The organism is Cedecea colo (assembly GCF_011808225.1).
GTDB classification, from domain to species: domain Bacteria; phylum Pseudomonadota; class Gammaproteobacteria; order Enterobacterales; family Enterobacteriaceae; genus Dryocola; species Dryocola colo.
Map to the genome: position 1 here is coordinate 426,734 of NZ_SOYS01000001.1, position 14,487 is coordinate 441,220.

At 49.1% G+C, this 14,487-nt stretch carries 9 protein-coding genes, 1 tRNA gene and 1 pseudogene; 5 read left to right on the plus strand and 6 right to left on the minus strand.

Annotated features, from left to right (window positions below):
• Positions 1-299 precede the first annotated feature (299 nt).
• The gene (locus E2L00_RS01920) at positions 300-578 is read left to right on the plus strand and encodes a hypothetical protein (protein WP_167606208.1); all 279 of its coding nucleotides are present in this window, start codon (positions 300-302) and stop codon (positions 576-578) included.
• A gap of 71 nt (positions 579-649) precedes the next feature.
• On the opposite strand, the gene E2L00_RS01925 is transcribed toward E2L00_RS01920, so the two are convergent.
• The gene (locus E2L00_RS01925) at positions 650-1,162 is read right to left on the minus strand and encodes a hypothetical protein (RefSeq protein WP_167606210.1); all 513 of its coding nucleotides are present in this window, start codon (positions 1,160-1,162) and stop codon (positions 650-652) included.
• Positions 1,163-1,302: 140 nt separating this feature from the next.
• Positions 1,303-1,892, minus strand: a pseudogene (locus E2L00_RS01930) (IS1 family transposase).
• Positions 1,893-2,492: 600 nt separating this feature from the next.
• Here E2L00_RS01930 and E2L00_RS01935 point away from each other — a divergent pair.
• On the plus strand, positions 2,493-3,728 hold the full coding sequence (locus E2L00_RS01935; protein WP_167606213.1) for an alpha/beta hydrolase-fold protein: 1,236 nt from the start codon (positions 2,493-2,495) through the stop codon (positions 3,726-3,728).
• Positions 3,729-3,898: 170 nt separating this feature from the next.
• Here E2L00_RS01935 and E2L00_RS01940 read toward each other — a convergent pair whose 3' ends face one another.
• From E2L00_RS01940 to E2L00_RS01950, 3 genes are all read right to left on the minus strand, one after another.
• The gene (locus E2L00_RS01940; RefSeq protein WP_167606216.1) at positions 3,899-5,011 is read right to left on the minus strand and encodes a nucleotide disphospho-sugar-binding domain-containing protein; all 1,113 of its coding nucleotides are present in this window, start codon (positions 5,009-5,011) and stop codon (positions 3,899-3,901) included.
• 1,084 nt (positions 5,012-6,095) lie between these two features.
• Complete coding sequence (locus E2L00_RS01945) at positions 6,096-7,358, minus strand: tyrosine-type recombinase/integrase (protein ID WP_167606219.1); 1,263 nt, start codon at positions 7,356-7,358, stop codon at positions 6,096-6,098.
• A 180-nt stretch (positions 7,359-7,538) separates the two neighbouring features.
• Positions 7,539-7,614 (minus strand) — tRNA-Asn (locus E2L00_RS01950).
• A 498-nt stretch (positions 7,615-8,112) separates the two neighbouring features.
• Here E2L00_RS01950 and nac point away from each other — a divergent pair.
• From nac to E2L00_RS01965, 3 genes are all read left to right on the plus strand, one after another.
• Positions 8,113-9,030, plus strand: coding sequence for a nitrogen assimilation transcriptional regulator NAC (nac, locus tag E2L00_RS01955; RefSeq protein WP_167606221.1), 918 nt, complete (start codon positions 8,113-8,115; stop codon positions 9,028-9,030).
• Between the two features lie 107 nt (positions 9,031-9,137).
• On the plus strand, positions 9,138-10,082 hold the full coding sequence (gene cbl / locus E2L00_RS01960; protein ID WP_167606225.1) for an HTH-type transcriptional regulator Cbl: 945 nt from the start codon (positions 9,138-9,140) through the stop codon (positions 10,080-10,082).
• 376 nt (positions 10,083-10,458) lie between these two features.
• Positions 10,459-12,012 carry a methyl-accepting chemotaxis protein gene (locus tag E2L00_RS01965; protein WP_167606227.1) on the plus strand — a complete coding sequence of 518 codons (1,554 nt, stop codon included), beginning with the start codon at positions 10,459-10,461 and terminating at the stop codon, positions 12,010-12,012.
• A gap of 118 nt (positions 12,013-12,130) precedes the next feature.
• Here the strand turns inward: E2L00_RS01965 and fhuE are convergent, their stop codons facing one another.
• Positions 12,131-14,347, minus strand: coding sequence for a ferric-rhodotorulic acid/ferric-coprogen receptor FhuE (gene fhuE / locus E2L00_RS01970; protein ID WP_201279257.1), 2,217 nt, complete (start codon positions 14,345-14,347; stop codon positions 12,131-12,133).
• Positions 14,348-14,487: the final 140 nt, after the last annotated feature.

The following is a 14,487-nucleotide window of genomic DNA, read 5'->3' on the forward strand; positions in this document are numbered from 1 at the left end:
TCTCATAACAGGAACACTGCTGTTGTCATTGTGTATTTTCAGAATAAGCCACATACACCTCTCCCTGAAATGCTTATGTAAAAGATAATGATTAGCATTTACTTTTCATTGTAAAACTGACATTGTAACCACACTAAGTCAAATGTTTTTTGGGAAGGCTACTATCTTCAACGTTGTTCAGGGATAGGTGTGTAACCTTAGATGAACCTTCAGGGGTTAACCCTAGGTAAGCAACCCATTCCTTACATGGGCAATTTAATCAGTTGCCAATGATGGCGGCTTTCAAAGGAGATATCAGGATGAATTTTGATAAAGCGAAAAACCGGAGTAAGGATACTACAATGTCTGAAAGGCTGTATATCTCGCCAGTAATAAATACAAATCAGACAGTAAAGGACTCTCAATTTCATCCTCATTTTAGACCGCTGGATCCTTTATCTCATAATCCTGTACTTCGTGTTATTGATAGCAGTCACACCTCTGCCAGAGAAAATAAAAATGTACCATTACATGAGTACGATGAATATGTTTGCGGCTGTGGTTGTGACTGCTGTTGTGGTTGTGGGCATGACCTCTGATTGATGTTGTTAGATTTTAGAGCATGTATAAATGTGTATTTTATTAAATCCCCAAGATAACGTAATAACCTTCACATAAAGTAGTATGTTAAAAATGGAGACACAATGAGACAATTAACTGAAAGTGAATTAGAAGTTGCATCGGGTGCTTTGTATGAAAGCGTTGATAACAGTTGTTTCTTTAGTGTCGCAGGTGCTGTAGCTTCAGCCTTTCTTGGCCCCGGAGCTGCGTTTGTTGGCGTTCTTGGAGCAATTGGGGCCTGCACATCCTCTTCAGCCTCATCCGGTGATGGTTCATAACAGAATCTGAGGGAATATATGCTGGATAGATTAATTAACTTTGAGCTAAGCTTTCTATTTTTCTCAAATGAAAAAATTAATATTCTAATAACAGCTATAGTAACCGCTTTTTTAATGTTTTCCTTATATCTTTTACCAGATAAGGAGTGGCTGGTATTCATTGTTGGGGCATTGATTATATGGGAGAGAATTCTTCTGCTGAAGATAAAAAAAATGCAGTCACTAATGAAAGATAATAACTGATTTTTTCTCAGAAATGTTCCTGATGTTAACAGCCACTGCATGAATTCACGTGAGCTGTAATTGGAGTATTATTGAGTTTAGTCGGGGATATCTTTATTTCAAAAGGGGTAATTAAGCCCGCATGTGACTTGTGCGGGCTATTTTGAATAATCAATTTTGGTGGTGATGGTTATGACTCCAATCAGTAGAACATGTATCTTTCGATGAAGTCTCCGATGATCTTCTCGTGCATCTCAACTGACTTTGAGAAGCAAATTGTCCGACTGGAAAGTCGCTTGATTCGTGTTATTAACGTCAGATTGTTACGCCATTTTGCATTCATCAGTCGTTATCATGCTGATGATAAAGGGAGGCAGCATTACCAGAAGTTCCCGACAGGTTTCATCCGCCTAGGGACCAAACGTACAGGCAAGGACTCCACCGTGTTTTGTATCCCTCGCGTATCAGAGCTAGTTTTGACGCTTCTTACTGCCGAGAAAGCTCAATTTTCATCCGCTTTGCCGATTGAGCTACCGGGGCGGGTGTCACCTTTTTGGCGCGAGCTTTTTAAACCCAATATCAGAGCCCTGGCGGTATCATGAACACCAGCGCCATTAAAGGCCATATCGACAATCAGCTCTTTTACACCGGGAGTACTGACTTTATAGGTATAGTCCAGTTGGAACATCCTGCGGCAGTTTCGGCACCGAAAACGAGGATGACCAGCACTGGCACCATGACAATAAATCGAATCAGAAGGCAACGAGGGCAATGCACCGTGACTTTAGCCATAGCTACTCCTCAAAAAACGGAGGATATCAAAATCTACTACCTGGAGTTATCACCAAAGAATGATTTGCATCCCAGACCTAAAATTATATGGTCAGGATTAGCCTGATTAATGTTGTCAATAAATGCTATAGGAACGGCCAAAAATACTTATGGATAAGGACATGTCGATGCCAATCCATGCTCGCTCAGAGCGGAATACGTAATTTGCCTAACCTTATAGATAAAATACAGGCAACAATATGTACTCAAATGGTAACTATAATTCTCCGGTTCTTTTTTCTATAATTCGCGTTATACTTTCCAGTACCATATCGTTAGTTTAATTACGTTTTACGAATTTATATCTTTGCCACATTCTAAAGGATCTTGTCCATCCAGATGGTCTTATGACGGTAAAAAAAACCTCAATCAATCTTATGTAATTCATGGGGTGAAAAATCCTGACGATGTTAATAGTTACTGCAGCATCACGACTTAATAAAATAACCGCGCCTGCACGGTCATAGTTATAGTTATTTCTGAATGCTGAGTCATTGAAAAAAAGATCTCATGTCAGTATCATATATAATATATAAATTTTGTCTACAAGGCATACCATTTATGAGGAATCTTACCCCTCGAAGTCTTGATGATATCTGTGCGGAACCACGAATACGCGCACAGTTGTCCACAAGTCTACCAGTAGATATCACCCACTTCTGGCATGAAGTTGAGTGTGCTGCTTTTCCCCTGATGGCAAAAAGCAGCAGCAACACAGAAAATAGGGAGGTCACATTTCTGTGGCGCTCAGAAGAGGCGCTACAAGGCGTATATCTTCGCCTGAACCGTGTTACAGATAAAAAAGATGTCAAAAAAGGACTTATGACTCATATCCTTTCAACGGATATCTGGACACTGACTCTGGAGTTACCAGCCTCATATAGAGGTTCATACTCCTTCATTGAAATCCCGCCAGGAATGACTTCGGAAGAAATTTCTCAGCTTGGAGGTCGCTTCTCACCGTTACCCGGCCAGTCTGACCCATTTAACAAAACATCAGAAATAAACATACGAGGATTCGGGGAATCGGTCCTTTCTCTTGATCTGGCTCCTGAACAAACGGAATGGGATGATACTTCCCACACATGTTCCGGTGTCCTCTCAACCTCATATTCCTTTGTTGCGGGACACCAGCGCCAGGTTCGTTTCTATCTTCCGGGGAATCCAACCTCAGAGCCTCTTGGATTACTTGTATTACCAGATGCAGAAACATGGTTTGACCGTGTAGGTATTACCCGGGCAATAGAGATTGCTGTTACTACTGGACGTATCGCGCCGATGGCAATTCTGGGGATAGACAATATTAATGAGTCTGATCGTGTGAATATCCTGGGGGGTAACAAAGCACTCATTCTCGATATCGCCGGAAATCTAATACCCCAATTATACAAGGATCATCCTGATATCGTATGGGCTGGTCGTTCGAATACCATACTGGCCGGACAAAGCCTTGGCGGAGTCACCGCGCTAATGGCGGCCTTATATGCACCGGACATATTTGGCATGGTAATCAGCCACTCCCCTTCAATGTGGTGGAGTCCCGACAGAAACACTCCGGTCATGTTTACTGAGAATGATTCCTCCTGGGTAAGTAAGCAGGTACTTTCTTCGCTTCCGAAAGACGTTAATATCCGGCTAGGGATCGGTTCTTTAGAAGGTGCTACAGTCCCGCATGTTCAGCAGTTACATCAATCGTTGCTCGCCGCTGGTTTGAAAAGTGCACTTTCTGTCTACACCGGCGGTCACGATTATGCCTGGTGGCGTGGGGCAATTATCGACGGATTAACAGATGCGTAATCGTGAGCAGATACCAGAGAGTAATGCCTTGTCAGCAATAATTTCACCGTACTGGTAGCCCTTTCTGCATCAAAATCACGGTAATGTCCTTACTCATATGATGAAGGACATACTATTGCCAACGACAGCTTGCGTGGATAATTCCAGCAATGATGTACAATTGCTGAAAATTATTGCCAGTTGGTTTTCAGTTTCGCTACCAGGAGGCCAGCGATCTCAGCAGGGCTGGGCTGTTCAGCCATTTCAGCAGCAACCTGTGCTGAACATAAGCGCAGTGAATCATCATAAAGGAAGGTATTGACCAAATCACTGGTCAGGCCATTGTCGCCAGGAATGATCCCACATCCACTCGTCACAACTGCTTTTGCATTAACAGGGCGATCAGCACCTTCACCAAACACAATCTGAGGTATCCCGTTATACAGAGCTGTCAGGGTATTATCCGCTCCGCCATGATGAATAAACCCGTCAGCGCCGTTGAGAAATACCCCCATAGGGATCCACTCAACCAGACGCACATTTGATGGCAGTTTTCGCAATCCGGCACGTGCATTCATCGCCAGTTGCAGAATAATGTCAGCATCCATCTCATTTGCAGAATCCATCACCCATGATATCAAATCCAGCCCGTCTACCATTGGTTTGACTGTACCAAGGCTGATTAACAAACGTTTTCTTCCCGGTACTCTGTCCCACCATGCCTCCCGGACTGCACCTCCGTTGTAGGGGACATACCTCATCGAAATAACAGGCTCACCATCATTTTTAAGAATGCTCATACTCGGTGGCGTGACATCAATCCATGCAAAATCACGCGCAGGGCCACTGACACCATGTCGCCTGTAAGCATCGGCCAGAGAACGGGTTACCATATGGATATGGGTAGAAGTATGGGCGAATCCAACCGTCTGCATGACCGAAGGGATCCCATATTTAGCGGCAATCAGCGGTCCGGCTAAACCAAGTGGAGGGTAGACGATTAAATCCGGGTGCCATTGTCCTGCAAAATCAACGAGACGGTCCGCCATCTCATCACTGAAAAAAGAGAAACACCCCACAATGTTACTTTTCTTTCTCAACTCTTCCTGATGGCGATAGCCCGCTTCTGAATCCAGTCCTGGAGCTGCATCAAAAACAACCAGACCAGCTTCTGCCGCTTTATTCGTGAATTTTCCTGCACTGGCAATCACTACTTCATGTCCGTTCACACGAAAAGCCTGAGCCAGAGAAATTACTGGGTATAACAGCCCATACAAAGGCGGTCCAACAAAGAGAATACGCACGAGAAAATCCTTTTCCGTTTATGAACTTAATCCAGTCACTGGAGAAGCACATAACTCTGGAACCAACCTGACGGAACCATGTCGGGATGATAAGACTTCAACTAAAGCTGAACGACCACAGGACATCCCGCTGAATTCCAGAGAAAATGCAACTGTTTGATTCACCAGTATAAGGTGCTCCTGCAAAGCCTTACTGTCAATATCCTTAGTCTCAATAAGTCAATATCAACAAGCTGTGCTGTATTAGCCCCTGTATTTTCAGACACCTTTTATCACTTAACTCATTACCGGTACGACGCCGCAGAGACCGGGCTGTTATATCCATTCCCGATTGCCGTTTTTATAGTAACGACTGTCGATTCCTGGTGAGGTATACAGCTACGGCACCTGCTGCGAATACCAAAATAAGGGGAAGCGCATAACCAATATTCACGGGTGTGCCACAGGACAGTGTTTTCCACAATGACCAGAGGCTAAAGAACCGCGTTCCGGCTATCCCTCCGATAATGGCATATTTTATCATGGCTGTTTCCTCCCGTTCCTCGTACGGCCATAAACCATGTTAATGCCCCACAGCATAATAACCGAAACAGCGCTAAGCATTAGCGTTCGAATCACAGGATGAATACTGTCGGATAAGCCAGTGTTATCTAAAATAAAAAAGAGCACTACTGTAAAGAATACAGCAAGTGGCGCGCTCCACCATTTTATATGAATTTTTTTTTGACAGAATTCGCATTCATTTTCCTCTTACCTTACTGTTTTAGTCAGCATCAGAACAGATAAAAATCCAATAATCATGGAAAGTATAAACATAAAGCGACGCACGTTTCTCCACTGGTAATATTCTCTGATGTCCGCTTCCCATATTAGCTTCTCTGAATCACTTTCATTATCTGTTGTCTTTCCTCTTTCCAGTATATGACGATAATGTTTTCTCATTCCATAAACACATGATTATAAAATCAGGCATCTGCCGATGAATAACCGAAAAAACAAAGTTAGCCCCTTTTAATGCCTGAAAGCAGCCCCTGAGCAACCGGAAACTACTTTTTTGCTGTCAACAAATTACACTGTTGCTGACTCAGGCCACCTTATGCTGCCGCGCATAAATATAGGGTGCAACGTACCCTTCGCGGCTCACGTCCAGATAGTCCGACCACCACTGCATCATGGCTTTACGGGCGTCGAGATGTTCAGCAGGGTGGATGTACGCCGCTCGGACGCTGTTGCGCTCCTGATGACTCATCTGCCGCTCCACGGCATCCCGCGACCAGAGTTCAGATTTCACCAGCGCACTACAGGCCATTGCCCGGAAGCCATGCCCGCAGACATCCGCTTTTGTGTCATAGCCCATTAAGCGCAGCGCCCGGTTGACGGTGTTTTCGCTCCTCGGCTTGTACGGGTTATGGTCGCTGGGGAAAACTAAAGCCAGATGCCCGGAGATTTCCTTTATTTGATTCAGAATGATGATCGCCTGATGAGATAGCGGCACAATATGCGGGGTACGCATTTTTGCGCCACGGCCTGAAAAACGAACGTTGTCGATCGCCTCGCGGGTGGCGGGAATAGTCCAGATTTTGTTTCTGAAATCTATCTCGCTCCAGCGGGCAAAGCGCAGTTCGCTGGAACGGATAAACAGATGCAGGGTCAGCGCTACAGCCAGCCTTGTTAGCTGCCGCCCCTGCTGATAGTCACCAATACGCGCCAGCAGTTCAGGTAATTGTTCCAGTGGCAGGGCGGGATAGTGATTTTTAACTGGAGGGGCAGTGACGCCTTCCAGATGCAGCGCCGGATTGTTTTCTGTCAGTCCCTGCTGCACGGCGTAACGCATGATATTGCAGAGTTGCTGCCGGGTTCGGGACGCGACTTCCAGAAAGCCTTTATCCTCGATAACCCGCAGTAGTGCCGTGAAATGCTGCGTTTTCAGCAGAGTGACGGGCAGATGACCGATTGCCGGGAAGATATGGCTTTTCATACTGGCGAGGATACGCTCTGCGTAGTCAGCCGACCATTTTTTGTTGGTTTTGTGCCATGCCGCCGCAGCGGCCTCAAAGCATTTTTCCGGTGACGCGGCGGCTTTTTCAGTCATTCGTTGTTGTGCGGGATTGATATTCTGCACCAGTAGCTTACGGATACCGTCGCGCTGCTGGCGGGCGTCGGAAAGCGAGACCTGCGGACAGGCACCTAATGCGATACGGGATTCTTTTCGGTTGAAGCGATATTTGAGATACCAGAGGCGTGAACCGCCCGGACTGACAAGCAGATACAGACCCTGAGAATCGGTCAGTTTAAAGGGTTTACCAGAAGGCTTGATGCTGCGGATTTTCGCGTCGGACAGGGACATATGGTGGTCACTCCATTATCGAACTGAAATGACCCCAAATCAGACCACCAATTTCGCCGGATGCGGAGGGAAAACCAGATACGCACCGGAAAAGATTTTCGCGCTGGCTTATTGAAGCGATGGCAATGACAGATAAAAGCAGAAAGCCCGCTTAAGTTTCCTTAAGCGGGCTCTCGAATTTGGCTCCTCTGACTGGACTCGAACCAGTGACATACGGATTAACAGTCCGCCGTTCTACCGACTGAACTACAGAGGAATCGTGTGAACGGGGCGCATATTAACGGGGCGAGATCGGCTTGTCAAAGCCTGAAATAGCGGCCGTGGTTCGTTTGCTGATAAAACAAGCAAAAGAGGCAAAAATCTGCAAAGAGGCGACGGCTGACAAAGTCCTGAAAGCTTAAAAGCCTTTTAGCAGCATTTTCAAAATCAAAGGATTATATCTGCCGGTTTTCTCCGGGCACCCGCAAATCACGCTTTTCGGTTGTTTGCTGTCTGCAACCGGCTCGTCTTGTGAGCGTGCCGGCACAGCCGCCGCTCTCTCGCTTCTGCGCACCGCTCTGGTGCGCGCATACCTCTTTTGGGGCATAAGCAAAATGCCTTTTCAGTAATGAAACGTTCGTTTATATCACTTACGCTTATAATACAGCAGCTTAGTCCGCCTGCCGTAAGAGGTAAAAAAGTGGCAAGCATCTTGCAAAACCTTCTGTGACATGACTGCCGAGACCGGCACAGGCATTCCGCGAAGGAGGCAAAAATGAATTTAAGACGGCTGAAATACTTCGTCAAAATCGTCGATATTGGCAGCCTGACCCAGGCTGCTGAAGTACTGCATATTGCCCAGCCGGCGCTGAGCCAACAGATCGCTACCCTTGAAGGGGAGCTGAGCCAACAGTTATTGATTCGCACCAGGCGCGGCGTAACGCCAACGGATGCGGGGAAAATTCTTTATACCCATGCGCGGACGATTTTGCGTCAGTGTGAACAGGCGCAGCTGGCAGTTGAACACATTGGCCAGACGATGAGCGGCCAGGTATCAATCGGTCTTGCGCCGGGAAGCGCGGCTTCGTCAATTATCATGCCTCTGCTTCAGACCGTGCGTGCCGAGCTGCCTGACGTGCCAATCTATCTGCATGAAAACAGCGGCTCTGTCCTGAACGACAAGCTGTTAAGCGGCCAGCTGGACATGGCGGTGCTGTACGATCGGACGCCGACGGCAGGCATTGTTAGCCAGCCATTACTTAAAGAGGAGCTGTTTCTGGTCGGCAGCCGTGATTGCCCGGGGCAGACGGTCGATCTCGCCGCGGTAGCCGAGATGAACCTGTGCCTGCCGCGTGACTACAGCGCCGTACGCAAACGTATGGATGAAGCCTTCTCGCTGCGTCGTTTAACGGCGAAAATCATCGGTGAGATCGAGTCCATTTCTACCCTCACAGCCGCTGTCGCCTGCGGGATGGGCGTAACGGTGCTGCCTGAATCCGCCGCACGTTCGCTGGCCGGGGCCGCTAACGGCTGGATGGCCCGTATCATTAATCCGTCGCTCAACCTGTCTTTGTCCATTAATCTGTCGGCGTGTTTACCGCTCAACCCGCAAACCCGGGCGGTAAAAGATATTCTTATTTCTCTGGTCACGCAGCCGGTGGTGAAAAATCCAGAACTGATGCTGGTGGGTTAATGCTGGCTTATTGCTAAAAGGAATAAGTTGCTGGTTTTTATTATTTGTTCTGCAGACGCTGTGACTTTAACAATGGGGTAAAGAACAGCGAGGCTCCTGGAGAAAAAATGAATTTCCAGCAACTTAAGATTATCCGTGAGGCGGCGCGGCGGAACTACAATCTCACCGAGGTCGCCAGCATGCTTTTTACCTCGCAGTCGGGCGTCAGTCGTCATATCCGCGAACTGGAAGAAGAACTCGGCATCGAGATATTCATCCGCCGGGGTAAACGATTGTTAGGAATGACCGAACCGGGCAAAGCGCTGCTGGTGATTGCCGAACGTATTCTCAACGAGGCCAGCAATGTCCGTCGCCTGGCCGATCTGTTTACCAACGATACCAGCGGCGTGCTGACCATCGCCACAACGCACACCCAGGCGCGCTACAGTCTGCCGACGGTTATTAAAGCTTTTCGGGCGCTTTTTCCGGAAGTCCGCCTTGAACTTATCCAGGGCACGCCACAAGAAATCGAGTCTCTTCTGCACAGCGGCACGGCGGATATTGGCATCGCCAGCGAGCGCCTGAGTAACGATCCCACGCTTGTGGCCTATCCGTGGTTCCGTTGGTATCACAGCCTGCTGGTGCCCGAGGGTCATTCGCTGATCCACGCGAGCCCTCTGACGCTTGACGATATCAGCCGCTGGCCGCTTATTACCTATCGACAAGGACTAACAGGCCGTTCGCGCATTGATGAGGCCTTTTCTCGTCGTGGCCTGACGCCGGACGTGGTGCTTAGCGCGCAGGATTCAGACGTGGTGAAAACCTACGTGGAACTGGGGCTTGGGATCGGTCTGGTGGCCGATCAGGCAAGCGGTGAAGAAAGGGGACTTGTGCGCCTTGATACGCGGCATTTGTTTGATGCTAATACCGTGTGGCTTGGGCTTAAGCGCGGCCAGCTACAGCGCAACTACGTCTGGCGGTTTATTGAATTGTGCAACCCTGAACTTTCTGTAGATGAAATTAAGCGTCTGGCGCTGGAAACAGACGAAGTGGTAATCGATTTCCAGATTTAGTTGGGTTATTTGTGTCGTAAATTGATACGTAATGTTAATTGTTTATTAAATAATTAACGCTTAGCGTCCGGGTTATATTGCTGAACGAGCGTTTAATTCAGTTATATAGCCCGGACGTTTTTATTTACCGGAAAGATTAAGGTGTAAATGTGTTCAATCTTTCCAATTATCGATCGATTATCGCCAATCAATAGTTATTGGCTATTGAATGCTGTTTTTTACAAATTAAAACCGATCAAATTCATAAAGTTACTCCCCGCTTGTCCGATATGTCCTTGGGCGCTTCGTGGTATTCGCTTTCTTTTTCCACCTCATCAATAACGCAGCGGGTGATGACCTTTTTATTGATAACAATAAACCACCCGAGGGAGTAGTCATGTCTTTACGAGATGTAAAAATTCGCACCAAATTAACCCTGGCCTTTAGCTTATTTATTGTATTGATCGTTTTCACCTCCGGCCTTTCGCTGCTTAGTCTGCACAAGGCAAATATCGGCATGCAGAACATCATTACGGATGATTATCCGACCACGATAAAAGCCAACCAGCTCATCGAGAACTTTCAGGATTTTATTAACGTCCAGCAAATGATGCTGCTCGACGATAAAGGGACATTTCGCGCGGCATCTGAAAAAAGGCTGACCGAGATCAGCGCGCGTATCACCGGCTTGCTCGCAACCCTCAGTAAAGAACAAAACGATGAACGCTCGCGCCGGGCACTCGATGAAATTACCGAGGTACGCAAAGAGTATCTGGATTCCCGCTTCCGTATTTTACAGGCCGTACAGCTTAACGATCGGGCGGCAGCGCTTGAGGAGATGATGTCAACCACCGTTCAGATACAGAAAAAATATAAAGCGAAAGTTCAGGCGCTGATCGCTATCCGGAATGAGCAAATGAATATGGCAGGTGCGGAGGTGGCAAAAGATTACCGCACTAACCGCGCGCTGTTGATCCTGATTACGCTGTTGAGCATTATTCTGGCGGCGGTAACAGGCTGGTTTATTGTCCGTTCTATCACCCGTCCTTTAGGTCAGGCGGTTGAATTTGCTCAGGCTATTGCCGAAGGCGATTTAACGCGCAGCATTGATATTCATCATCGTGATGAAACGGGCGTATTGCTTAATGCGCTCATGGCAATGAAAGGTCGTCTGCAGGAAATTGTGCGCGAGGTACAAAAAGGCTCCGAGAACATTTCGACAGCGGCGGCGCAAATTGTAGCCGGTAACCACGATCTGGCGGCGCGTACCGAGGAGCAGGCCAGCTCCGTTGAAGAGACCGCGGCTTCTATGGAGCAAATCACCTCGACGGTGAAAAATACCTACGACCATACCAACGTTGCCACGCAGCTCTCTGCTGATACGGCAAACGTGGTAAAGAAAAACGGGCAGATGATGTCGCAGGTGACCAGTAAAATGCGCCTGATTAACGACACCTCTAACCGCATGTCAGACATTATCAACCTGATTGATTCCATCGCTTTCCAGACCAATATCCTCGCGCTGAATGCCGCAGTAGAGGCGGCGCGGGCCGGTGAGCACGGGCGTGGATTTGCCGTGGTGGCCGGTGAGGTTCGCCAGCTCGCGCAAAAAAGCGCTTCGTCTGCCAGTGAGATCCGCAGCCTGATTGAGAATTCAACGTCGCAAACGCGCGAGGGAATGGATCTGGTGCAGACGGCAAATCAGCAAATTACCGGCATGGTCAGTAACGTTGAAGAGATGAACGGCATTCTCAGCGAGATCAAACAGGCAAGCCTTGAGCAAACAGAGGGCATTTCGCAGATCAATACCGCAATCGGCATGATTGACACCACCACGCAGCAAAACTCCTGCCTGGTGGAAGAATCGGTAGCGGCGGCGGCCTCGCTTAACGAACAGGCGCAGCATCTGCGTGAAATGGTGAAAGTGTTCCGCCTGGCTGCTGCCGTTTAGTTTGCATGGCGGGGCAGGCGAAAGCTCACCCGTCAGTTAACAGCATGCTGTGCTTGAATTTTAGTGGTCTTGAGTAAAGCCACCGCGCCCTGTTATTTCAGAACGCGGTGGTGATACATCAGAATTGATATGCCAGGCTAACAGAGAAATTACGCGGCTCGCCGTAAACATAGTTGTTCATGTAGGTGTAGTAGGTGCGGTCAAACAGATTATTGACGTTTGCCTGCACCGCCACCTGTTTAGTGACCTGGTAACGTGCAAACAGGTTAGCCAGCGGGTAGCTGCCCTGATAAACGCGCCGGGTGCTGCCATCCGGGGCGCTAACATCTTCGAACACGCGGTTCTGCCAGTTAATACCGCCGCCAATGGCCAGTTCCGGCAACGATGGCACCTGATAGCGGGTAAACAGCTTGAAGTCAGTTTGCGGCTGGTCCGGGTTATAGCGGCCATCTTTATCGCGGGCGACGTAGCGCGTCGCACCAAACGACAATTGCAGATTGTCGGTGAGCGCGCCGTTCAGCTCAAACTCTGCGCCTTTACTCCGCGCGCCTTTGGTTGCGTAATAGGCCTGCTCGCTGCTGTTATTAACGTAAACGCCATTCTCTTCGCTACCGACGTTATCCTGCTCAATACGGAACACCGCGACGGTGGCGGTCAGGCGGCCATCAAGCCAGGCGGATTTCAGGCCAGTTTCGTAGCTTTTACCGGTAACCGGTGACAGATAGCTCCCGCTGCTGTCGCGATAGGTTTGCGGCTGGAAGATTGAGGTATAGCTGGCGTAGGCTGACCAGACATCGTTAATGTCGTACACCAGGCCCGCATATGGCGTAACGTTGTTTTTTTCCATATTGCCGCTGCTGCCGTCGGTGCTCCACTGGGTATAACGCGCACCGACAATCAGCGACAGCGGGTCGGCCAACGAGAAGCGTGCGGCGGTATAAGCGGATTTCTGGCGCACCACATCATCCGCGTTTGTATACCAACCCTGCCATTGCGGCTCGGCAATATCGCCATGCCAGTTATTGTTAAACGCGCCCATGTCGCTTGCGGCGATGTTGTAGTTGTCGGGATCGGTAATGCCGTCCTGGCTGTAGGTGGCGTTATGCTGGCGGTTATAGCTGATACCAGCCATTAACTGATGCTGGCGACCAAGCAGACTGAACGGCCCGCTGGCATAGCTATCTACCGAGGTAAGCTCACGCTTGCCGCGGTCCATGCTGCCGTAACCGGTCACGCCTTCTCCGCTGCTCTGCTGCGGATAATCCATCACATACAGCAGCTTATCGCTAAAGGTGTTTTCCGCGTGGGTGCCATTAACGTGGAGGTTCCAGCCGTTATCAAAATTATGTACCAGGTCGATATACACTTTGCGCGCGCTGGTGTGGTAACGGGTCCAGTCGGCAGAGGCGTTCAGGCTGCGGTCGTAGTGGGTCAGTGAACCATCGCTGTAAAACACCGGCAGGCCGCCCCAGGTGGCGTTTCCGGTGTCGGCGTCTTCATAGTCGTAGCCAAGCGACAGGGTAGTGCTGTCGGTGATATCCGCGTCCACCACGCCATAGAGAAATTTTTTGCTTTTATGGTAGCGGTCCAGCCAGCTATCACCATCCTGATAGCCGGTCACCACGCGGCCACGTACCGAGCCTGCGTCATTCAATGGACCAGAAATATCGGCAACGTAACGTTGTTTGTCCCAGCTGCCATAGCTGGCGCTTACGGTGCCGGTGAACGTTTTGCTGTCCGCATGCTTGCGCACCATGTTAACTGACGCCGACGGGCTGCCTGCGCCGGTCATCAGGCCGGTGGCGCCGCGCACGACCTCGATACGGTCATAAATCGCCGTGTCAGAAGCGGCATCGCCGTAGTTCCACGCATCGCCAACGGAAGCAGGAATACCGTCAAAGGTGAAATTCGTGATTTTGAAGCCGCGGGAATAATACTCTGAACGTTCGCTGTCGACCAGGTTGCTGGTGATACCGGTAGTGTTATTCAGCACATCGGTTACGGTTTGCAACTGCTGATCCTGCATACGCTGCTGGGTTACCACGCTGACCGACTGCGGCACATCGCGCGGCGTCAGCAGCAGTTTAGTGCCAGCGCGCGTGGTTTTTACCTGATAGTCCTGTTTCTCGTCTGCCGCCGCGTCGCTGGCGGTGGCATACACCACCATATCCTGCTCGCTGTCGCCGGTAGCCGTAGCGGTACTGGTTTCGGCCGCGTGCGCCAGCGTCGGGTTGAGAAGAGCGTGCACCGCCATTGCCAGCAATGACACCGTAAACGTTTTATAGATACCACGGGCGCGTACTTCAGCGCGGGTTTCCCTGCGATTCAAAGACATAATATTTCCCGTCAAAATAAGCGTGAATTGCTGTCGTGTCGCTTCTGTTGTTATGGGTAGCGGCATCGAAACAGCGAGAGAAAATCTGCCGTTGCGAAGCTTATAAAATAGAGAAGCGTATAAATTGAGAAGGCTAATGA

What these genes read in the sequence shown, in the direction of transcription:
- E2L00_RS01920 (WP_167606208.1), top strand. Translation starts at nt 300, where the DNA reads ATGAATTTTGATAAAGCGAAAAACCGGAGTAAGGATACTACAATGTCT.
- E2L00_RS01925 (WP_167606210.1), bottom strand. Translation starts at nt 1,162, where the DNA reads ATGCAGTGGCTGTTAACATCAGGAACATTTCTGAGAAAAAATCAGTTA.
- E2L00_RS01935 (WP_167606213.1), top strand. Translation starts at nt 2,493, where the DNA reads ATGAGGAATCTTACCCCTCGAAGTCTTGATGATATCTGTGCGGAACCA.
- E2L00_RS01945 (WP_167606219.1), bottom strand. Translation starts at nt 7,358, where the DNA reads ATGTCCCTGTCCGACGCGAAAATCCGCAGCATCAAGCCTTCTGGTAAA.
- nac (WP_167606221.1), top strand. Translation starts at nt 8,113, where the DNA reads ATGAATTTAAGACGGCTGAAATACTTCGTCAAAATCGTCGATATTGGC.
- cbl (WP_167606225.1), top strand. Translation starts at nt 9,138, where the DNA reads ATGAATTTCCAGCAACTTAAGATTATCCGTGAGGCGGCGCGGCGGAAC.
- E2L00_RS01965 (WP_167606227.1), top strand. Translation starts at nt 10,459, where the DNA reads ATGTCTTTACGAGATGTAAAAATTCGCACCAAATTAACCCTGGCCTTT.
- fhuE (WP_201279257.1), bottom strand. Translation starts at nt 14,347, where the DNA reads ATGTCTTTGAATCGCAGGGAAACCCGCGCTGAAGTACGCGCCCGTGGT.